19 protein-coding genes are annotated in these 20935 nt (G+C 39.4%); 8 read left to right on the top strand and 11 right to left on the bottom strand.

Annotated features, from left to right (window positions below; translation table 11 throughout):
• Positions 1-7: 7 nt before the first annotated feature.
• From AAEZ18_RS05075 to hisG, 7 genes are all read right to left on the bottom strand, one after another.
• Entirely contained in the window at positions 8-1075 is a 1068-nt protein-coding gene (locus AAEZ18_RS05075) for an efflux RND transporter periplasmic adaptor subunit (RefSeq protein ID WP_089369283.1), read from the bottom strand.
• Between the two features lie 564 nt (positions 1076-1639).
• Positions 1640-2368 (bottom strand): 1-(5-phosphoribosyl)-5-[(5-phosphoribosylamino)methylideneamino] imidazole-4-carboxamide isomerase, encoded by a 729-nt coding sequence (locus tag AAEZ18_RS05080; protein WP_089369284.1) that lies wholly within the window; start codon positions 2366-2368, stop codon positions 1640-1642.
• 33 nt (positions 2369-2401) lie between these two features.
• Complete coding sequence (gene hisH, locus AAEZ18_RS05085) at positions 2402-2992, bottom strand: imidazole glycerol phosphate synthase subunit HisH (protein ID WP_089369285.1); 591 nt, start codon at positions 2990-2992, stop codon at positions 2402-2404.
• The gene (gene hisB / locus AAEZ18_RS05090) at positions 2989-4050 is read right to left on the bottom strand and encodes a bifunctional histidinol-phosphatase/imidazoleglycerol-phosphate dehydratase HisB (RefSeq protein WP_192531739.1); all 1062 of its coding nucleotides are present in this window, start codon (positions 4048-4050) and stop codon (positions 2989-2991) included. The genes hisH and hisB overlap by 4 nt, the downstream gene beginning before the upstream one ends.
• On the bottom strand, positions 4047-5156 hold the full coding sequence (gene hisC / locus AAEZ18_RS05095; RefSeq protein WP_350593983.1) for a histidinol-phosphate transaminase: 1110 nt from the start codon (positions 5154-5156) through the stop codon (positions 4047-4049). The genes hisB and hisC overlap by 4 nt, the downstream gene beginning before the upstream one ends.
• Positions 5146-6447 (bottom strand): histidinol dehydrogenase, encoded by a 1302-nt coding sequence (gene hisD / locus AAEZ18_RS05100; protein ID WP_350593980.1) that lies wholly within the window; start codon positions 6445-6447, stop codon positions 5146-5148. Before hisD ends, hisC begins: the two co-directional genes overlap by 11 nt.
• 5 nt (positions 6448-6452) lie before the next feature.
• Positions 6453-7352, bottom strand: coding sequence for an ATP phosphoribosyltransferase (hisG, locus tag AAEZ18_RS05105; protein ID WP_011330118.1), 900 nt, complete (start codon positions 7350-7352; stop codon positions 6453-6455).
• Positions 7353-7749: 397 nt separating this feature from the next.
• Between hisG and AAEZ18_RS05110 the strand changes: the two genes are divergently transcribed.
• A complete protein-coding gene (locus AAEZ18_RS05110) occupies positions 7750-7986 on the top strand; it encodes a hypothetical protein (protein ID WP_011330119.1) in 237 nt (78 codons plus the stop codon).
• Between the two features lie 108 nt (positions 7987-8094).
• Here the strand turns inward: AAEZ18_RS05110 and AAEZ18_RS05115 are convergent, their stop codons facing one another.
• Complete coding sequence (locus AAEZ18_RS05115; RefSeq protein ID WP_086993462.1) at positions 8095-9390, bottom strand: cation:proton antiporter; 1296 nt, start codon at positions 9388-9390, stop codon at positions 8095-8097.
• Between the two features lie 334 nt (positions 9391-9724).
• Between AAEZ18_RS05115 and yoaA the strand changes: the two genes are divergently transcribed.
• The 3 genes from yoaA to AAEZ18_RS05130 all read left to right on the top strand — a co-directional run bounded on the left by yoaA (position 9725) and on the right by AAEZ18_RS05130 (position 12761).
• Positions 9725-11641: a DNA repair helicase YoaA gene (gene yoaA, locus AAEZ18_RS05120; protein ID WP_350593978.1), complete on the top strand. Its 1917-nt coding sequence runs from the start codon at positions 9725-9727 to the stop codon at positions 11639-11641.
• A gap of 9 nt (positions 11642-11650) precedes the next feature.
• Positions 11651-12355, top strand: coding sequence for a tRNA (adenosine(37)-N6)-threonylcarbamoyltransferase complex dimerization subunit type 1 TsaB (gene tsaB / locus AAEZ18_RS05125; protein WP_179806858.1), 705 nt, complete (start codon positions 11651-11653; stop codon positions 12353-12355).
• A gap of 76 nt (positions 12356-12431) precedes the next feature.
• A complete protein-coding gene (locus AAEZ18_RS05130; RefSeq protein WP_086993466.1) occupies positions 12432-12761 on the top strand; it encodes a hypothetical protein in 330 nt (109 codons plus the stop codon).
• Between the two features lie 92 nt (positions 12762-12853).
• Here AAEZ18_RS05130 and AAEZ18_RS05135 read toward each other — a convergent pair whose 3' ends face one another.
• Positions 12854-14143 carry an alkaline phosphatase gene (locus AAEZ18_RS05135; RefSeq protein ID WP_350593976.1) on the bottom strand — a complete coding sequence of 430 codons (1290 nt, stop codon included), beginning with the start codon at positions 14141-14143 and terminating at the stop codon, positions 12854-12856.
• A gap of 328 nt (positions 14144-14471) precedes the next feature.
• On the opposite strand from AAEZ18_RS05135, the gene AAEZ18_RS05140 reads away from it, so the two are divergent.
• The 4 genes from AAEZ18_RS05140 to kch all read left to right on the top strand — a co-directional run bounded on the left by AAEZ18_RS05140 (position 14472) and on the right by kch (position 19636).
• Positions 14472-15323, top strand: coding sequence for an alpha/beta hydrolase (locus AAEZ18_RS05140; protein WP_350593974.1), 852 nt, complete (start codon positions 14472-14474; stop codon positions 15321-15323).
• Positions 15324-15437: 114 nt separating this feature from the next.
• Positions 15438-17090 (top strand): long-chain-fatty-acid--CoA ligase FadD, encoded by a 1653-nt coding sequence (gene fadD, locus AAEZ18_RS05145; protein WP_089369289.1) that lies wholly within the window; start codon positions 15438-15440, stop codon positions 17088-17090.
• A gap of 51 nt (positions 17091-17141) precedes the next feature.
• Positions 17142-18272 carry a ribonuclease D gene (gene rnd / locus AAEZ18_RS05150; protein WP_011330127.1) on the top strand — a complete coding sequence of 377 codons (1131 nt, stop codon included), beginning with the start codon at positions 17142-17144 and terminating at the stop codon, positions 18270-18272.
• Positions 18273-18460: 188 nt separating this feature from the next.
• Positions 18461-19636, top strand: coding sequence for a voltage-gated potassium channel protein (gene kch, locus AAEZ18_RS05155; protein ID WP_011330128.1), 1176 nt, complete (start codon positions 18461-18463; stop codon positions 19634-19636).
• Positions 19637-19854: 218 nt separating this feature from the next.
• On the opposite strand, the gene minE is transcribed toward kch, so the two are convergent.
• Together minE and minD are read right to left on the bottom strand one after the other, a co-directional pair.
• Positions 19855-20121, bottom strand: a complete 267-nt coding sequence (minE, locus tag AAEZ18_RS05160) for a cell division topological specificity factor MinE (RefSeq protein WP_024604840.1) — start codon at positions 20119-20121, stop codon at positions 19855-19857.
• A 1-nt stretch (position 20122) separates the two neighbouring features.
• Positions 20123-20932 (bottom strand): septum site-determining protein MinD, encoded by an 810-nt coding sequence (gene minD / locus AAEZ18_RS05165; RefSeq protein ID WP_011330130.1) that lies wholly within the window; start codon positions 20930-20932, stop codon positions 20123-20125.
• Between the last annotated feature and the right edge of the window lie 3 nt (positions 20933-20935).

Below are 20935 nucleotides of genomic sequence, written 5' to 3' on the forward strand. Positions count from 1 at the left end.
CAAGCTCCTATGACTTAGTCCAAGCGCGTACTTTCATACCATCGGTTACATAATTTGCACCGGCACCAACAATTACATCGCCGGCTTTTATACCACTGGTAACAACTAGTTCTTCACCAATACCGTTTACTAAGGTGACAACCGTTTTACTCACGATCATAGATTCACTTACTGTCCATACATAGTGCTGGCCATTTTCTTCAAAAATAGCAAATGTAGGCAGAGTAATTTCATTTGTAGTCGACTTATTATCAAATTCGATACGTAAACTGGCATTCATGCCGGGTAAAATATTTAGCTTTTGCGGTACAGCAAATGAAAACCTAACTTCATAAGTTTGGCTAGACGTATCAGCTTCTAAATTAGCGCGACGAAATGTAGCAGGAATAGGAGTATTAGCAGCTGATTCTAAAAGTACAAAGGCACGGCTGTCTGTACGCGAGTCAACGGTGGCAACAATAGAAGATGGAATATTAACAACCACTTCCATTTCGCCTTTACCAAATAAAGTAACTATATGCTGGCCTGCATTTACATTCTCAAGCGCCTCTACTGGTACAGCGGCTACAATTGCATCATAAGGGGCAACTAAAGTACTGTCTGTCAGTGCTTTTTTTGCTGAGTCATAGCGAGATTGAGCAACTTCTTTTTTCGATTTTAGCTGCTCTATATCTCTAGCCGAAATTACGCCATCTTTAGAGAGCTTAATTCCGCGATTAAAGTCATTATTAGCTGTTTCATACTGTATTTTTGTAGAGTTTACTTCGTTAATAAAGTTACGCTTTTCTAACGATGCCAGTTCGTCACCTTTTAATACGGATTGCGCTGCAATAACATTGAGTTTGTCTATTTTGCCGCCAACTTGAAATGCCAACTTTGCGCTTTTTATCGCATCGACAGTAGCAGGATAAGTAAGAATGTTTGATTGCGCAGTATCTTTAATGGTAATTAATTTAACAGGCTTTGGGGCCTTTTCAATTTTTGTATCTACCTCAGGCTCAGAGCAGCCCGACAGTAGTACTGCTAATGCAATGCTTAGCGTATATCGATTTTTTACTACGTGTTTTATATTCATATTTTATGCCTTTTATAAAAATCAGGTACGCTTAAACTATATAAACCGGTAAACCTACAACAAACTGTGTAACTATTAATAAGCTTGATAACCTTATTACTTATAAGGAGTATCACCATTGCTTTTATTAACTTTCCCAACGACTTATGAATAATTATACCAAATCGATTGAGTGTAATTCTGTATTGTTATGCTGTTATTAGAAGTAAACGCTATAAAGCCAAATACTGCAATTATAATTGTTATTATAATGTTAATTTAATATTTGTTATACAAAGAGTATACTTTAGCGCATATTTTAAGAATAACATTGTAAATTCAATACGTTAATATATCTGTGCGTTAATGTTTTTGTTTGTGCGATTGTGTAACTCAGTGATACAGGTAAGTATATTATGTTGCAAAATTGCGAGCTTGAAAGAGCTTAATATATTACTAGGGCTACTTTAAGTACTGTATGAGGCTAGGTTAAGGGCTTTACCTGAGGTGTTGCTATTAAGAATTAAGTTAATGAATAAAAGCACAGTATAGGCACTGTGCTTGTATATATATTAGTAAAGTGCCTTAGCGTGTTACTGCTAGTGCTTGCTCGACACTAAATGCGCCATCGAGCAGTGATTTACCTAAAATAATACCGCCAATCCCCAGCTCTTTGAGCTTTTTAATGTCATCAAGAGAACTTACGCCACCAGATGCTTGTACTTTAATAGTTGGGTTATGCTTAATTAAATCCTCGTACAGCGCGAACGATGGGCCGGTCATGGTGCCATCCTTACTGATGTCCGTACATAAAAAGTCAATAACACCTAAGTTAGCATAAAAATCTACTAGCTCAAGTAAACCAAACTCAGATTCAGTTAGCCAACCATGGGTTGCCGGTGCCCAGCCAGTGGCTGTTTTATTTACATCAAGGGCAATAACAAAGTGCTCAGCGCCAAATTGCTCGATCCAGGCTTTAACTTGTTCGCGTTTTTCAACCGCCATTGAGCCAATAACCACTTGGCTTGCGCCGGCTTTTAGCCAATCACTTACATCTTGCTCACAGCGAATGCCACCGCCAACTTGATACGGCACATTAAGTGCTTTTGTAGCCGCTTGAATGTGTTGCCACTGTTTTTTACTTGGATCGCGGGCACCTTCTAAATCAACTAAGTGAAGTTTACCTGCGCCGCTGTCGGCGTATTCTTTTAAACGCGCGCCTAACTCGAATGGGTAAAACTGTACAGTCTCGTATTTGCCTTGATATAAGCGCACAATTTGATTTTGTAATACGTCTAATGCTGGAATAATCACAGTGTGTCTCTTTATTAATAGATGAGTGGCAGCCTATAGCTGCCAATCAACAAAATTTTGTAATAAACGTGCGCCTATTTTAGCGCTGCGCTCTGGGTGAAACTGCATGCCGGCATAGTTATCTTTAGCTACTATGGCCGAAAAACGTTGTCCGTACTCGCCACTTACTAATGTGGCGTTGTTTACCGTGTGCGCAAAGCTGTGTACAAAGTACACTTGCTCGTCGGGTTTTAGTCCTTTCGTTAAGGCATGCTCTTTATTAATGGTTAAATTGTTCCAGCCCATATGCGGTGATGTAAGTTGGCCTACATCAAGCGCTGTTACATGGCCAGGTATTTTACCTAAGCACTGCACGTTACCTTCTTCGGTGCTTTCGCACAGTAACTGCATACCTAAGCAAATACCCATTAGCGGGCGCTGGTATTCGTTTATAGCGTGTTGCCAACCGTTATCTACTAAGCGTTTCATGGCAACCGAAGCATGGCCAACACCGGGTAATATAGCGCGCTCAAAACCCGCTAACTGCTCTGGAGAGGTAATTACAGTTGGCGTTTGTCCTAAACGTTCAAAGGCAAAACGGACTGAGTTTATATTAGCGCACCCGGTATTTATTATCGCAATCATAAACACCCTTTAGAGCTAGCAGTTTGCTGGCTAATATCTTGCGCTATTGCCATGCGCAGTGCGCGAGAAAATGCTTTAAATAACCCCTCTACTTGATGATGGCAGTTACCGTCGCTTACCGATAAAATTAGGCTAATTGCGGCGTTATCGCTTAAGCTTTTGAAAAAATGCTCAACCATTTGTACATCTAAATCGCCTGCTTTTTCGCGGCTAAAATTAGCGTTAAGTACAAACGAAGCGCGCCCCGATAAATCAATTTGTGCTTCGGCTTTACATTCATCCATTGGTAGGGCAAAACCATAGCGAGCAATTTGCGATTTAGTGCCTAAGGCTTGTTTAAGTGCAACACCTAGAGCAATACCTATGTCTTCAACAAGGTGGTGCTCGTCTATGTGCAAATCGCCTTTGGCTTTAATGTTTAAACCAATGTTTGCGTGGGTGCGAATTTGATCAAGCATATGATCAAAAAAGCCAAGGCCGGTATCTATACTGCCGTTTTTAGTTTGATCTAAGTTTATTGCTACATCTATTTGAGTTTCTTTGGTATTACGTGTAACGCGGCCCTCGCGGTTTGCGGTAGTTAGTTTAGTAACTATTGCACTCCAATCGCCATCGTACAAAATACCTTCGCAACATAAATTTTGCGCCAGGCCTATATCAGTTTCACGGTCGCCAATTACAAAAGAGCGCGCTAAATCTACTTTGCCTGAGCGCATTAGCTCGGTAAGTAAACCTGTTTTAGGTTTACGGCAATCGCAGTTTTGCTCGTCAAAGTGTGGGCAAATTAATACCTCGTCAAAGTTAATGCCTTGGCTTTGTAGTATGTCCATCATTTTGTCTTGGGCTAGATCAAAATCCTGTGTAGGAAAGCTGTCGGTGCCTAAACCATCTTGGTTAGATACCATTACTAAGCGATAGCCTGCTGCTTGTAATTGTAATAATGCGGGCATTACACCGGGTAAAAACGCCAGCTTTTCAAGGCTGTCTACCTGTTTATCGGTAATTGGCTCTTCAATTATGGTGCCGTCGCGGTCAATAAATAAATAGGGGTTACTCATGATACTTCCTGTTGTGCTGAAATTGCTGAGGCTGTTGGCAATGCTAGGCCATCAAGCCAAATTTTTACTTGTTTAAGTTCTTGTTCGCTACCAATTGAAATGCGTAGCCAGTCGTTTTCACCATATAAGGTAAAAGCACGCATAACCAAACCTTGCTCAAGTGCGATTTTAAAATAGTTTTTATCGGCTAACTTTAAAGTAACAAAGTTACCTTCACCAGTGAGAATTTTTAATACAGCAGGCGATTCACTTAGCCACTGTACAAGTTTAGCTTTTAAAGTGTTTAAAATAATCACTTGGCGGCGCATTGAGGTAATTGCATCGGGAGCAATTGCTTGCGCTGCAATACTTGCTACTACGCCAGATACCGGATACGGCGCTATTACTTTACGAATTGGCGCAAGAGTTGCTGCTTGTGCAAGCGTAAAACCGGTTCTAAGGCCTGCCAGTGCAAATGCTTTTGAAAGGGTACGTAGCACCACTACATTACTAAATTGGTTTATTAATTTTGTAGCGCTTTGCTCTGGGCAAAATTCTATATAGGCTTCATCAACAATAACCAATGCTTTATCTGCAAGTGCTGTTGCAATTGCTGTCACTTTATCAAGTGGGGTTAAGCTGCCTGTGGGGTTATTTGGGTTACAAATAAATACCAATTTTGAGCTGCCAACCGCATCTACTATTTCATCAACACTGCCATTTAATAATTGCGCTTGTGTTAGTGCGTTAATGGCGACATTGTGTGTATCGGCAGTGACTTTATACATGCCGTAAGTTGGCAAAAATAGCGCAATGCTGTCTTTTGCGCTTTCGCAGTATGTTCGCACTAAAAGCTCTATGCCTTCGTCGGCACCACGGGTCATTAGCACGTTTTCGCTTTCAAGCTCTGCATACGCCGCGTAGCGATCAATAACCAGTTGTGGTTGTGGATCTGGATAGCGGTTTAAATCTTCAACACTCAGCTGGATGGTTTTAGCATACGGACTTTCGTTGGCATTTAACCAAGTTGTGCCGCTTAACTTTTCACTTTTAGCTGAGCTGTAAGCAGCAAGCGCTGCAATATTTGCTGGTAATAAGTTATTAGCTTGCGTGCTCTCATTGCTCATTTTTAATTGCCTCTAAGCGAATTGAAACCGCATTTGCGTGAGCATCAAGGCCCTCGGCATTTGCAAGGGGTAAAATAGCTTTTGACAGCTGGGTTAAACCACTTTTAGTAATTGTTTGCACTGTGTAGGTGCGAAAAAAATCAAGTAAGTTCAAGCTAGAATAGCTTGCGCTATAACCATAGGTTGGCAATACGTGATTAGTACCTGATGCATAATCGCCTGCCGATTCAGGCGTATAATCACCCACAAATACTGAGCCCGCATTTTTAACTTTATCTAGGTAGGGTGTGGAGTCTGCTAGTTGCAAAATTAAGTGCTCAGGGCCGTACTGCGCTGATACGTCAAACGCTTGTGCGATTGAGTCAACTAAAATAAGTGACGAGTTAGCCAAGGCTTGCTCGGCGGTTTCTTTGCGGCTTAATTTAGCAAGTTGGCGAGTAAGCGCCTGCTGAGTTTGCTCTATAATACTTTCGCTGTTACATAATAAAATAACTTGCGAGTCAGCACCGTGCTCTGCTTGTGAGAGTAAATCGGCGGCTATAAATTCTGGGTTTGCACGTTCATCTGCAATAACTAATACTTCAGATGGGCCTGCAGGCATATCAATGGCCATGCCAGGTACAGTTTGCGCCACAAGTTGCTTAGCCATAGTGACAAAGCTATTACCTGGGCCAAAAATTTTATTCACTTTAGGCACTGAATCTGTGCCATAAGCCATTGCTGCAATTGCGCCTGCGCCACCACTTTCTATTAGCGTGGTAATGCCGCATAATTTTGCTGCGTATAAAATAGCGGGGTTAATGGCTTTATCGCCTTGTACGGGGGTAGCAAGTACAACGGTTTTTGCACCGCTTAATTGGGCTAATACACCTTGCATAATAACCGACGATGGCAGTGGAGCACTGCCACCGGGTACATATATACCAACAGCTTCGATGGCTTGATATTTCAGTTCACACACAACGCCCGGTTGGGTCGATAATTTAATACCTTTAGGTAATTGCGCTTCATGAAAACATTTTACATTTGCATAAGCGGTATCAATGGCATACTTAAGCTCTGCACTGAGCGCCTGCTCAGATGCGTTTATTTCATCAAGCGGCACACGTAAACGTGGATTCGCTCTATTATCAAACTCTTTAGCCATGTCCAGCAAAGCCTCGTCGCCTTGCTCTTTTACTTTAGCTAAAATAGTTTTACATATAGCTTCAACCTTAGCGCTGGCCGAAACCGCAGGGCGTGTTAGCGCCGCTGCTTGTGCTTGTGAAGATTCCTCATTCCAACGAAGCATGTTACTTACTCCATCATTTTTTCAATAGGCATAACTAAAATTGAGTTAGCACCTAGGGCTTTTAGCTGCTCCATGGTTTCCCAAAATAAAGTTTCGCTGCTTACCATGTGCAGTGCTACATAATCATCACTACCGGCAAGGGCAAGTAGGGTAGGTTGACCAGAGCCAGGCAAAATTTCGCAAATTTCTTCAAGCTTATTTTTTGGCGCGTGTAGCATGATGTATTTGCTTTCTTTAGCTTGTCTAACACCACGTAGGCGCGGCATAAGCTTATTAATAAGTGCTAATTTATCGGTATCTTGTAGGTCTTTATTTTGAATTAAACAAGCGTTTGATTCTAAAATAGTATCGCCTTGCATTAATCCATTCGCTTCAAGCGTTGCGCCAGTAGAAACCAAGTCACAAATTGCATCAGCAAGGCCTGCACGTGGCGCTACTTCAACCGAGCCGGTAAGCATAACCGTGCTCGCGTTAATGCCTTCGCGTTTTAAGTACTGTTTTAAAATTTCAGGGTAGGTTGTAGCAATGCGCTTGCCTTCAAACCAGCTCTTGTCTTGCTTACCAAGCTCTTGTGGCCACGCTAGTGCTAGGCGGCAGTAGCCAAAGTCTAGTTTAGACAGTTTAGTTACTTCGCTTGGGATACCTTGGCGTAAACGCTCAGCTTGCACTTCTACTAGTACGTTTTCACCCACTATACCTAAATCACATACGCCTTCCATTACTAAGCCCGGAATATCGTCATCGCGCACACGTAATACATCAATTGGCATATTAGTTGAGTGTGCAATTAAGCGTTGTTCACGAAGGTTAAGTTTGATACCTAGCTGTTTAAGTAGCTCTTGGCAATCTTTTGAAAGGCGGCCGCCCTTTTGGATGGCGATACGTAGACGATTACTGTTGTTCATTATTCATTTTCCTTTAATTTAAAAACTAAAAACCCCGAGGCGGAACCTCAGGGCGAAAATGAATCAATTTTTTATGACTCGCCAGAGGTTCCTTTTAGGAATAACCTCTCAGCGAAAGACCTGACAGGTTATTCCGATGAATGGTGGTGATGTACTGATGTCAGGTTTAAGCGCATTTTATTGTCCTATTTAACAAACGTTTATATAGTTAACGTGTGTTGTTATGTATCTCGATTTGTGCGTATTATAAAAACATAAAGCAGCATAATATGGCAAGCCTTTTTTTACATAATTAAAGAATATGTTATAACCGCCGATATAAACTAGGATTAATGTATATTAACTTAAGCTTTAAAAGCTCAAACCATAAATTGATTTTGGTATTGAAGGAGGATGTATGGATATTATGATCCCCTACTTAGGGCCAATTACGCGTTTAGCGCTCGAGCCTAAAGGGGCTTTTTATATTGCGGGCGTAAAACAAGGTGCGAGTACTGACAAAGTCGCATTAGACGAGCGTAAAAAACGTGAGTTAGAAAAAAAACAAAAGCTTTCACTTATCAACGAAAACACCGATAACTCGGGTATTAAAAAAGATGAAGACGGTACGCCGCACCTAGATACATGGGCATAAGTTGTTAAGCTGCGTTATTAAGCGCAGCTACAAAACAGATCAAATACGCCCCAAAGTAGGCGCTATTTGATCATGTATATAACCAGTTAACCGCAGCAAAGTAATAGCTTAATTAGCCGTTTTTTTAGTTTGCTCTGCAGATGCAATACTGCTGTGAATAAGTGGTGAAATAGTTAAACCTTGAATAATAATTGAAAAAATCACCACTACATAGGTCACAATTACAATTAGGTTATGTAAATCAGAGCCGCCAATAAAAACTTCTTCACGGGGTATGGCCGCTGCCATGGCTAATGCTAAGCCACCTCTTAATCCGCCCCAGGTTAATATTTTAACGCTATGCTTGTCGTAACTTCTAAATTGTTTAAACAATACAAAAGGGGCACCTACACTAATAAAACGGGCTATAAGCACAGCAGGTATCATCAGCAAGCCTACGCCAATTTCACTTAGCGTAATGGGCATGGTCACTATGAGCATGCCAATAATTAAAAACAGTAGCGCATTTAAAAAGCTGTCCGTGGCATGCCAAAAGTCTTTTACATAACGGGTATCATCGGGCCCTGTGCGTTCAGTGGCTTTAGAGCGAGTAATATTACCTAACAAAATACCGCTGGTTACCATAGCAAGCGCGCCCGATATTTCCCATAAATTAGCCGCTGCAAATCCTGCGCTTGGGATAGTGAGAGTAATAAGCAAGCGAATATTTACGTCGCGACTATTAATAATTAAAAAGTGGCCAACCAGTGCGATAGCCAAGCCAAACGCTATACCACCAAGGGCATCAACAAAAAACAGCTCGGCTATATCTTTAAAGTTTGCATCGGTACCATAAAAGGCTACTGAAAAAATAGTGGTAAATATAACTAAACCAATCCCATCGTTAAAAAGCGATTCGCCCTCAACTTGTACCGAAATACCCTCAGGTGCACGCATTTGCTTAATGATAGCCAGTACTGCAATTGGGTCGGTGGGGCTAATTAATGCACCAAATAATAAACAGTATATAAAAGGCACTGGCCAGCCAAAGGCTGCAAATAAGTAAAAACTTAAATAGCCAACTATAAAAGTAGAAACCAAGGTAGAAAACAAGACTAAAACGGTTATTTCCCAGCGTTGTTTTTTAAGAGCTTGCAGGTTAATTTCCAGTGCGCCGGCAAACAACAAAAAGCCTAGCATGCCTTTAAGAAGTAACTCATTAAAGTTAATACTCGAGACAATTTGGGTCATAGCTAACGCGTTTTGATCGCCCAAAAGCTTAACAGCAATGATCAACAATAATGAAATGACAACCGAGCCTGTGGTAATGGCAATAGTGGTTTGCATTTTAAGAATATATTGATTTGCAAATGCAATAAAAATAGCAAGTGCAGAAAGAAAGCAAATGAGGTACCAAGCATTCATCGATTAACCTTAATTAATTATAAGCGACACACAAAAAGCGAGTTTCAAGGCTGCTATGGTACTCCTGTCATATTATAGTGTCACAATATTTATAGGCGAATTAGGCGTTTAATTTAACTTTACTATCGCAACTGGTTAATAGTAAATGAGCCATTGTTAATAGTGTTGTCATAACTTTAAAGCTAAGTTAGTAATAACGTGTCTTGGTAATTTAGGATGAATAATTAAAATGAAGATTTTATTTTATAAATAGCGTCATAAAAGTAAAACTACTTTGTAATTACTTGCCCTTGGTGGTTAGCTTACGTAAAATCGCGCTATTATTTATTGTAAAGTGATTGGTATTATCAAACAGCTGTTTAGTGCAACCGGGCCTTTGGCGTTATCTTTAGATGGGTATACACCACGACAGCCACAAATAGATATGGCCGTTGCCGTTGCTGATGCGTTAAAAAACAGCTCACAACTAGTAGTTGAAGCCGGTACGGGTACAGGAAAAACGTTTGCCTATTTAGCCCCTGCACTTAAATCAAAAGGTAAAACCATCATATCTACGGGCTCTAAAGCCCTGCAAGAGCAGTTATATCACCGCGACTTACCACAACTCGTAAAAGCGTTAAGTGCTTCTAAAAAAACGGCCTTATTAAAAGGCCGAGCAAACTACTTATGTACCTATCGGCTTAATCAGCATGTGGCTCATGTACCTACCGACGATTCTGATGTAATGCACCAATTAGCTATGGTGGCTAAGTTTGCCAGCGAAACACAGTCAGGCGACTTAGCCGACTGTATTGGTATAGAAGATGATGCAAAAGTATTGCCTTATGTAAACTCCACCGCAGACAACTGTTTAGGCAAAGAATGCCCCGACTTTCAAGCTTGTTATATAAGAAAAGCACGCTTAAATGCTGCTGATGCCGATATAGTGGTAATTAACCATCATTTATTTTTTGCTGATATGGCAGTAAAAGACAGTGGCTTTGCGGAGCTAATGCCCACAGTAGATGCTTATATATTTGACGAAGCACACCAATTAAGCGAAATTGCTAGTGATTACTTTGGCGAAAGCGTTAGCACTAAAAAGCTGGTGGATTTAATTAACGATTTACGTGCCATTTATCGTGCCGAAATCCCTGACATGCTGCAGCTAGGTAAAAGCTTAAATAAACTCGAAACCAGTGTTGCCGATTTACGTCTGCAGTTTGGCGTTGATGGCAGCCGTGGTGATTGGCGCACCAAGCTCAGCGATAAGCAAATTTGCGCCGCGTTGCATCGGGTTATTAGCGACCTAGACTTTGTTTATCAGGTATTAAAACTTTGCTTAGACAGAAGCGATAAAATAGAGCACCCGTTTGAACGTGCACTTGCATTCAAAGGCCAGTTGGAGCGGGTATTCGATATCACGCAAACAGGTTTTAGCTATTGGTACGAAACCACCCGCCGTTATTTAACTATTAATATAACGCCATTAAATGTATCAGTTAAATTTGCTAAAATGATGGCCGATACTGGCGCAGGGTTTGTATTTACCTCGGCTACATTGTCGGTCGATAATCAGCTTAACCACTTTAACGCTAGCCTTGGATTAACACCCAAACAAAGCATGATGGTAGATAGCCCGTTTGATTATCCAAACCAAGCACTGCTGTGTTTGCCGCGTTATTTACCTGAGTCGCACGCAGACAATATGCCCCACGCAATTGTAAAATTAACGCTGGAACTGATTAAGTCGGCTAAAGGACGCTGTTTTGTGCTTTTTACAAGTTACCGTATGATGCATTTAGTAGCCGAAGGGCTTACTACACAAATAGACTACCCAGTTTATATGCAAGGACAAATGTCGAAACGTATTATTTTAGAAAAGTTTACCCGTCATGGTAATGCAGTGCTATTAGGGACGGCTTCATTTTGGGAAGGGGTTGATGTACGCGGCAGTACGCTAAGCTGTGTTATTATTGATAAGCTTCCATTTGCCGCACCAGATGACCCTTTGCTACAAGCTAAAATGCAAGACTGCCAAATGCAAGGAAAAGACCCCTTTGCACATATACAATTACCACAAGCAGTTATTGCGCTTAAGCAAGGAGTAGGGCGGTTAATACGCGACAGTAAAGACAAAGGCGTACTTGTAATATGCGATAATCGCTTAGTTACACGCCAGTACGGGCAAGTATTTTTAAAGAGCTTACCGCCAATGCGCCGCACGCGAAGCTTAGAAGATGCCAATAAATTTTTACAACAAATTAATTAGAGTAATAAAATGATCAAAAGTAATATTCTTGCCCTTGATGCGTCTACCGAAGCGCTATCAATTGTTTTACATTTTAAGGGGCAAACATTTCATCATTTTGAAGAATGCCCGCAGCAGCATAGTCAAAAAATACTGCCATTAATAGATCAGCTATTAACCAGCGCAAACTGTAAATTAAAAGACTTAGACGTAATTGGCTTTGGTCAAGGTCCAGGTAGTTTTACGGGAGTACGTATTAGTGTAGCTATTGCACAAGGCCTTGCATATTCAACTAAATTACCACTTGTAGGGGTATCTACGTTAGCTATTATGGCGCAACAAGCGTTTGAGCAACACGGCCATGAAAGTGTTTATCCTAGTATTGACGCCCGCATGGGAGAGATTTACTTTGCGCATTACCAAGCACAAAATGGCTTAATGCAATTAGCTAATCAAGAATGCGTAATTAAACCTGAGTTGTTAAATCAAGATTATATAGCCAATAGTGCACCACAATCGGTTGCTGTAGGTACAGGGTTTAAAACATACCCTGATGCGTTGAATGATTTTGATAACGTAACTATTAATAGCGAGATCACACTGCCCGATGCACGCTACATGCTAGCATTTGTAGAGGCAGGCTTTTTAGCGGGTAACGTTGTAAAAGCAAGCGATGCACAGCCTAAATATGTACGCGATACTGTTACTTGGAAAAAGCTTCCAGGTCGAGAGTGAAAATTAAATAACGAGTATTTGCAAATCGGTTGTTTTTAAATCATAATTTTAAATAGATTAAGATTGGAGACGCGTAATGACGCTGCCTATTGGTTCAGGTTTTTTTACCGGAGATATTCCGGGTAGAGTTAGCTCTGCTAAAGTAGTTACTAATAAACCTCAAGGTTTGTTAGAGCACACTGCTGCGCCAAAAACGAATACCGATTATGTTAAAAACAGTCGTGAAGGCGTAGAGTTAGCCAATCAATTTTTTAAAGCAAGCGCAGCAAATACACAATATAATCAAACTATTTACGACCAACCCTCAGCACAAGTAAGCAAGGCTATTTCCACTTATACCGAATTTGCAAATTTAGAACGACGTGCTGAAGTGCAAGATTTAATTGGTGTAGACATTTACGCTTAAATTACTCAAGCATAAAATTTAAAAATAAAAAGCCCGAACATATTAGATGCTCGGGCTTTTTGTTTGTTACATATTTATTGTATTTAATAACGTTATTTTTCTATAAATGCAATTAGCTTATCGGCAATGTCAATATTGTTTTGTGAGCCCGTAAATTGCTCGCTACCTTTACCATAGGCAAATACTTGTACATCAACTGCTGTGTGGCCACCAGTTGTCCAGCCAGTAAAACTGGCATCGTTAATAATACTTTTAATGGCTAAATTTAAAGGCTTTTTACCCATTTTTTTAGCTTGCTCAAGTTTAATTTGGTGCTCAGCACTAAACTCAATATTAGTATTAGCCGACCAAACTGTTTTTAAATCACTGGCATCCATTAATAGCGAGGTTAATTTACCAGCCGAGGCTTTAACGCCTTTAACTATTTCGGTATCCCACTTGTATTGTCCGTGGGCACCAAGTGTTAAACCACCTGTTGAGTGATCTGCGGTAACAATTAAAATCGTGTCTTGGTTTTTATCAACGTATGCTTTTGCTTTTTCGACCGATTTAGCAAAGTCGTCCATTTCTGCCATAGCACAGGCTATATCGTTAGCATGGCCACACCAATCAATTTGGCTGCCTTCAATCATCACAAAAAAGCCTTTTTTGTTTTGGCCATCTAACAAATCAAGTGTTTTAGTGGTTAATCTTGCAAGGCGAGTAGGGTGTTCATCAATTGCGTATGGAAGGCCTTTTTCGGCGTATAAACCAATGGCAGGGAGCTGCGTAATTTGGCCTAGGTTATTAATGTCGTCGGAGTATTGATAACCAGCGGCTTTAAATTCTTCAATTAAGTTACGGTCTTCACGAATAAAATATTTAGTCCCTCCACCTAGCATTAAATCAACGGGTAGCTTGCCGGCAATTTTATTATCAATGTAATCGTTAGCAATTTCATCGTAGTTACCGCGAGATTCATTATGAGCCGCAAAGCTTGCCGGTGTGGCGTGGTTAATTTGTAAAGTAGCGACAAGTGCAGTGGTCATACCGCGCTCTTTTGCAATTTCTAACATCGTTTTAACGGGCTTTTTATTGGTATCTACGCCAATAGCACCGTTATAGCTTTTATGACCACTACTTAACGCTGTAGCGCTTGCTGCGCTGTCGGTAACATAAGTATGATCGTCTGGGTAGGTGTGTGCCATACCGGTTAACATAGTATCGAATACAGTGCTTTCAATTGCCTTTGTGTTTGGATCGTCTTTAAAGTAACGATAAGCAGTTGTATAAGCTGGGCCCATACCATCACCAATCATATAAATAATGTTTTTTGGTGCCGAATCTGCATAAGCACCTGTTGCGCTGCATAAAAGCGCCAATAAACTGAGCTGTTTTTTCATGTTTGTACCTTTTAAATGTACTTAATTTAATAGCTTGGAGTTATTGTATACAGTTAATATGAAAAATAAATTAATATCGATGAACGACTAAAGCAAAGTGTTAAAGTTATATTGCGCTTAAGCTTTATTAAATCAGGATTATATAAACTAATTTACTTGCTTAGTTAGTTATAATTACTCCTTTGTTTTAAATTAGCTGGTAGCAAATACCTATCATTAAAGGTTACATTGTCTATAACTACTGAAAGATAGATTTAAAAACACCTTTTAAAACACGTTAGAGCTAACAGTTATAAATAATCATTAATAAAATTAATAGGGGTATGCTGTGGAACCATTTAATATTCAAATCAATAATTTAAATATTCATGGTTTAAAAGCGGGAAGTGGAGATGAAGTTGTAATTGCGCTGCATGGTTGGCTTGATAATAGTGCAAGTTATATCCCTATGTTAGCAAATGCCAAAGTACAGCAAACGTGGTATTGCCTTGATTTTGCCGGACACGGTTTGTCGTCGTGGCGTAGCGACGACGCACACTATTATTTTGTAGATTATATTGATGATATATATCAGTTTATAAATGCTTTAGGGGTAAAAAAAGTACACCTAGTAGGGCACTCTATGGGCGCTATGGTGGCGGGGTTGTTTGCAAGCTGTTTTAGTGATTATGTAACGTCTGTAACATTTATAGAAGGGATTGGGTGCGTAACAACCCCAAGTGAAGAAGTAACGCAAAAACTTAAAAGTGCTATTTTAAACCGAGGCAGGCTAAAAAATAAAAAGCCAAGAGTGTATCAATCTAAAGAGCAAATACACCAAGCACGTGCGCAAACAACAGATTTAAGTAGCCAGCTTATTGAGGTATTAATGGCGCGCAATATTAAAACAATTAAAAATGGATTTGCATTAACAACCGACCCAAAGCTTAAAAATCATTCAGGTTTTAGGTTTGATGAGGCGCAATGTATTGGTGCAATAAAAAATTTAATTGCGCCATGTCAGTTAATACTAGGGGATACAGGCTACACTTTTGTAAAACAAAATTTAGAAAACTATGCTAAATATTACAATAGCTTAAATGTAATAACTGTAGAGGGCGGGCATCACTGTCATATGCAAAGTAGTGCGCACTGTTTTGAACAGATTCAAGCATTTATGGTGCAAAGTAGCGTGTGTTAATTGTATATTAGCGTTAAATGTGGGATTATTCTTCATTAGAGTATTTGCTCAATTGTCAAAGTGCCTTACTTAGATTAAGGTTAATAAAAATATAACTATAAACAGGGGCTAAGAGTGGAAAAAATTTGGCTTAAGCGCTACCCAGAAGGTATGCCTGAAACTATCGATCCTGAGCACTATGCCTCATTACTCGAAGTGTTTGAAAAAAGTTTTACCGACTACAAAGATTTACCTGCATTTACAAATATGGGTAAAACCTTGTCTTATGATGAAATTGATACTGCAACTAAAAAAGTTGCGTCTTATATTCAAAATGATTTAGGCCTTAAAAAATGTGACAAAGTGGCAGTTATGATGCCTAATTTGTTACAAACGCCCATTGCTATTTTAGGTATTTTACGTGCAGGCTGTGTTGTTGTTAATGTAAACCCACTCTACACAGTGCGTGAACTTGAGCACCAACTCAAAGATTCTGATACTTCAGCAATTTTTATATTGGCTAACTTTGCCGATACACTCGAAAAAGCGCTACCGCATACCGATGTTAAACATATTGTTGTTACCCAAGTAGGTGACATGATGGGTGGCATTAAAAAGCATGTTGTAAACTTTGTTGTTAAGTACATTAAAAAGATGGTGCCAAGCTACACTTTGCCAAATACCATAGATTTTTGCGACTTACTTAAAGCCGACGAAAATGCCTATGTACGTCCAGAGGTTAACTTAAGTGATTTAGCTTTTTTACAATATACCGGTGGAACAACGGGTGTATCTAAAGGCGCAATGTTAAGCCACGGTAATATGGTAGGTAATCTTGAGCAAGTTTCAGGATGTTTAGACCCAGTGCTTGAGCGCGGTAAAGAAGTGGTAATAACTGCGTTACCGCTTTACCATATTTTTGCATTAACGGCTAACTGCTTAACATTTATGAAGTACGGTGGCCTAAATGTACTTATAACTAACCCACGCGACATGCCTGGTTTTATTAAAGAATTAAGTAAAGCTAAATTTACTGCTATTACGGGTGTAAATACTTTATTTAATGGTTTGTTAAACACGCCAGGATTTGCCGAACTTGATTTTAGTCACTTAAAAATGTCATTAGGCGGCGGTATGGCTGTACAACGCCCAGTTGCTGAAAAATGGCAAACAGTTACAAAATCTAAATTAATGGAAGGGTATGGTTTAACCGAGTGTTCTCCTTTAGTTACCGTTAGTCCTTATGACTTAACGGCATATAATGGCTCAATTGGTTTACCGGCTCCAAGTACTGAAATCAAATTAATTCTTGATAATGGCCAAGAAGCAGCAAAAGGTGAACCAGGAGAGCTTTGGGTTAAAGGCCCGCAAGTTATGCTTGGTTACTACAAACGCCCAGATGCAACCGCTGAGAGCTTACAAGATGGCTGGTTTGCTACCGGTGACATAGCAACTTATGACGACGAAGGTTTCTTTTATATAGTCGATCGTAAAAAAGATATGATTATTGTCTCGGGCTTTAATGTATTCCCTAACGAAATTGAAGAAGTTGTTGCCATGCACGACGGAGTGCTTGAAGTAGCAGCTATTGGTATCCCTCACGATACGAGTGGTGAACAAGTTAAAGTTTTTGTTGTAAAAAAAGACCCTTCTTTAACTGAAAAAGATATAATAAAACACTGTCGTGATAATTTAACTAATTATAAGGTGCCTAAGCTTGTTGAGTTTAGGGATGAGTTACCTAAAACTAACGTAGGTAAAATACTCAGAAGAGCCTTGAAAGATTAGCAACCATTAAAAAAGCCGACATATGTCGGCTTTTTTATTGTAGGAGACTAAGTGCACTACCAATTAATTGAAACCCAAAATCAGCTTAATACTTTTGTTGAGCAAATTAAAAACAAGCCCGTTTTAGCCATAGACACAGAGTTTATGCGTCGTCGTACTTTGTACCCAGAAGTTGCACTTATTCAAGTTTATGATGGCGAGCATTTAGCACTTATAGATCCACTGGCAGAACTGTCATTATTCGATTTTTGGCAAATTTTAAAAGATCCTGCTGTTTTAAAAGTATTTCATTCCCCTTCAGAAGACATAGAAGTTTTTCAAAAGTACGCAGGGTTTGTTCCTACGCCGTTATTCGATACTCAATTTGCACTGCAAATTTTAGGCGAAGGAAACTGCATGGGCTTTGCCCTTATGGTAAAAACCTTACTGGATATTGAAATAGATAAAAGTGAATCACGTACAAATTGGTTGCAACGGCCATTAACAAATAAACAATTAGAGTACGCTGCTGCCGATGCCTATCATTTATTACCCTGTTTTAATCTTATTATTGACAGTGTAAAAGCCGCCGATTTATTTAATATTGTTATTAGCGAAAGTGAGTTAGTGGCTAATAAGCGTGAATTTCAAACCCCAGATGAACTGCTCTATAAAGACATTAAAAATGCGTGGCAACTAAGGCCACATGAACTTGCAATATTAAGAGAGCTGGCTGTTTGGCGTCGAAATAAAGCAATTCGTAAAAATTTAGCACTTAACTTTGTATTAAAAGAACATAATATGACAGAAATTGCTAAACGAGGGCCAGCAAGTTTAAATGCATTAAGGCAAATTCCGGGCGTTGAGGCGATAGAAGTGAACCGCTCGGGAGTCGAAATACTAAAGTGTATTGAGCAAGCAAAAGCATTGCCTGAGGAGCAACACCCAGCAATTTTAAAGCGTTTAATAGACTTTCCTAGTTACAAAAAAGTAGCGAAAGAGATAAAACAAAAAATTAATAAAGTTGCCAAAGAACATAATATTCCAGAGGATGTAATGGCTTCTAAAAAGCAGGTTAATCAACTAATTAGTTGGAATTGGAAATTATCTGCAGCACAAAAAGAGCAGCATATTAAACCAGATTTGCTTAGTTCTTGGCGCTATTCTTTTGTAAAAGATACGCTAAAAGAATGGGATGTTTGATCGTATTTAAGTATCTAAGGTTAGCTTACATAGATAACTTACTTAATAGTGTATTGAGCTAACAGGTATAAATACTAAACTATTATAAGTGCACCTATTATTGGGAGGCAGTTATAATAGCTTTATTAATTTATTTGCTATTCATTTAGTGGTATTTTTTATATACCACTGTTATTAAAGTGCTTTTTATGAAAGTTGAAACAATAAAACGTAAACTATTAGAACTATGTAAACCAGCTTGGATATTAGCTATTTTGGTTGCTTTTAATGGTTACTGGCTAATTAAACCTGTTGTTGCACGTATGCTCGAAATGCTACCGGGTGTATTAAACTGGTCGCTCGATTGGTTAAATTTAATTGATAAAATAGGAATAACAGAACTACCGCGCTTTATTTTAGGTGCAGGCTTAATAATAATGTCGGTTGGCTTAGCTTTAAAAGCACGTTTAGCGTGGGCTTTTTCACTGATACTATTAATAGTGGTCGCGGTTATTAGTATTTCATCGTCAAGCTCTGGGCTAATATTATTGTCTTACACTATGGTTGTGAGCATGTTATTACTCGTATACTGGAAAAGCTTTGATGGCTCTAGTATTACCGCAGGTAGTTTGTTTGCTCTAACCAGTACAGGCGCATTAATGCTTTATGCTGTGTTTGGCACTTTGTATTTAGGCAGCGAGTTTAGTACCCCTATTACCGATTTACCCACTGCATTTTACTTTTCTATTGTGAGCATGTCGACGGTAGGCTATGGCGATCTTTACCCTGTAACGTCTACAGCGCGATTATTTACCGCATCAATTATTGTTATGGGTATTACCGTTTTTGCTACTTCGATCAGTGCTATTATAGGCCCTGTGATTGGTGGTAATCTTAAAAAAATTGTTAAAGGTAGGATTTCGAACGTAATGAGAAAAAATCATTTTATTATTTTAGGTATTTCACCCACCGCACACAGTGTTTATGCCGGTTTGGTAGAGCGTGGCGATGCAGTTACTTTAGTGTGCCCAACAGGGTCTGAACACGAATACCCGGTAGATGCAGACATTGTTTATGGCGACTCAAGCTCAGCCGATATATTAATCGAAGCGGGCGCTAAAAAGGCAAATTATATTTTAGCGTTACGTAATGATGATGCTGAAAATGCGTTTAGTATTTTAGCGGCTAAAGAAGTTGCTGGCGAGGACACCAAAACAATTGCTTTGGTTAATTCAAGTAAACATATTCCGCAAATTAAGCGCGTAAAACCTGACGTAGTATTTTCATTGCAACTACTCGGTAGTGAGCTGTTAGTGAGAACGCTAAAGGGTGAGACTATTGATAATAAATTGATCACTAAATTGTTTTTTGGTGATGCAGAATAAGCTAGGCTAATTACTCAGGCCAATGTTTAACTCTTATTATAATAACCCTAAGTGTTAGCTAAACTGGTTCAACATTAAGTTGAAATAAAAAAGCTTAAATGACTCTCTTATTTCCATTTTATGGTAAAGCTATAAAATAAAGTCGTTAAACATAAAAAAGCCGTTCACTTTAATGAACGGCTTTTTTGCGAGCAGTAATTTAATGCTTAATTACTGCCTTATACTTTTGGCTCTTCGTCAGGCAAGGTTACGTTTAGCTCAAGCACGGCTAAGTCATCTTCGTTCTGATCAAATTGAACTTGGACTGCGTCACTGCTCACGTTAACGTATTTACGGATCACATCTAAAATATCTTGTTTTAATTGTGGTAAGTAATCCGGCGTTCCTCGTTGAGAACGTTCGTGCGCGACTATGATCTGCAATCGCTCTTTTGCTAATGACGCACTGTTTTTCTTTTCTGAGCGGAAGTAGTCAAGTAAAGACACGTTAACCTCCAAATATCCGTTTGAATAAACCTTTTTTCTCTACATCTAAGAAGCGAAAGTCGACAGTCTCACCTAGTAAGCGGCTAATCGCATCTGCATAAGCTTGGCCTGCATCAGATTCGCTGTCTAAAATAACAGGTTGGCCAGAGTTAGATGCGCTTAATACTGCTTGAGACTCAGGAATAACGCCTAATAAATCAATCGCTAAAATATCCTGAATATCTTCAACCGATAACATTTCACCTTTAGAAACACGATCTGGATTGTAGCGAGTAATTAATAGATGTTCTTTTATGTTTTCTAAGCCTTCTTCAGCGCGCTTAGACTTACTGTGTAAAATACCTAAAATACGGTCTGAATCTCGCACTGACGATACTTCAGGGTTTGTTGTTACAATTGCTTCATCGGCAAAGTACATAGCCATCATAGCGCCAGCTTCAATACCCGCTGGTGAATCACAAACAATGTAATCAAAGTCTTCTTTTAATTCGTTAAGCACGCGCTCAACACCTTCACGTGTTAGGGCGTCTTTATCACGAGTTTGTGATGCAGGAAGTAAAAATAGTTTATCAACGCGCTTATCTTTAATAAGTGCTTGATTTAAATTTGCTTCACCATTAATTACGTTTACAAAGTCGTACACTACACGACGTTCACAACCCATAATTAAATCTAAATTACGTAAGCCAATATCGAAATCGATAATAACTGTTTTGTAGCCTTTTAATGCTAAGCCTGTACCAATTGCGGCACTTGACGTTGTTTTACCAACGCCACCTTTACCCGAGGTAACGACAATAACTTTTGCCATGAG

It is taken from the genome of Pseudoalteromonas sp. 19-MNA-CIBAN-0066, from assembly GCF_040308705.1.
Lineage (GTDB): Bacteria > Pseudomonadota > Gammaproteobacteria > Enterobacterales > Alteromonadaceae > Pseudoalteromonas > Pseudoalteromonas nigrifaciens.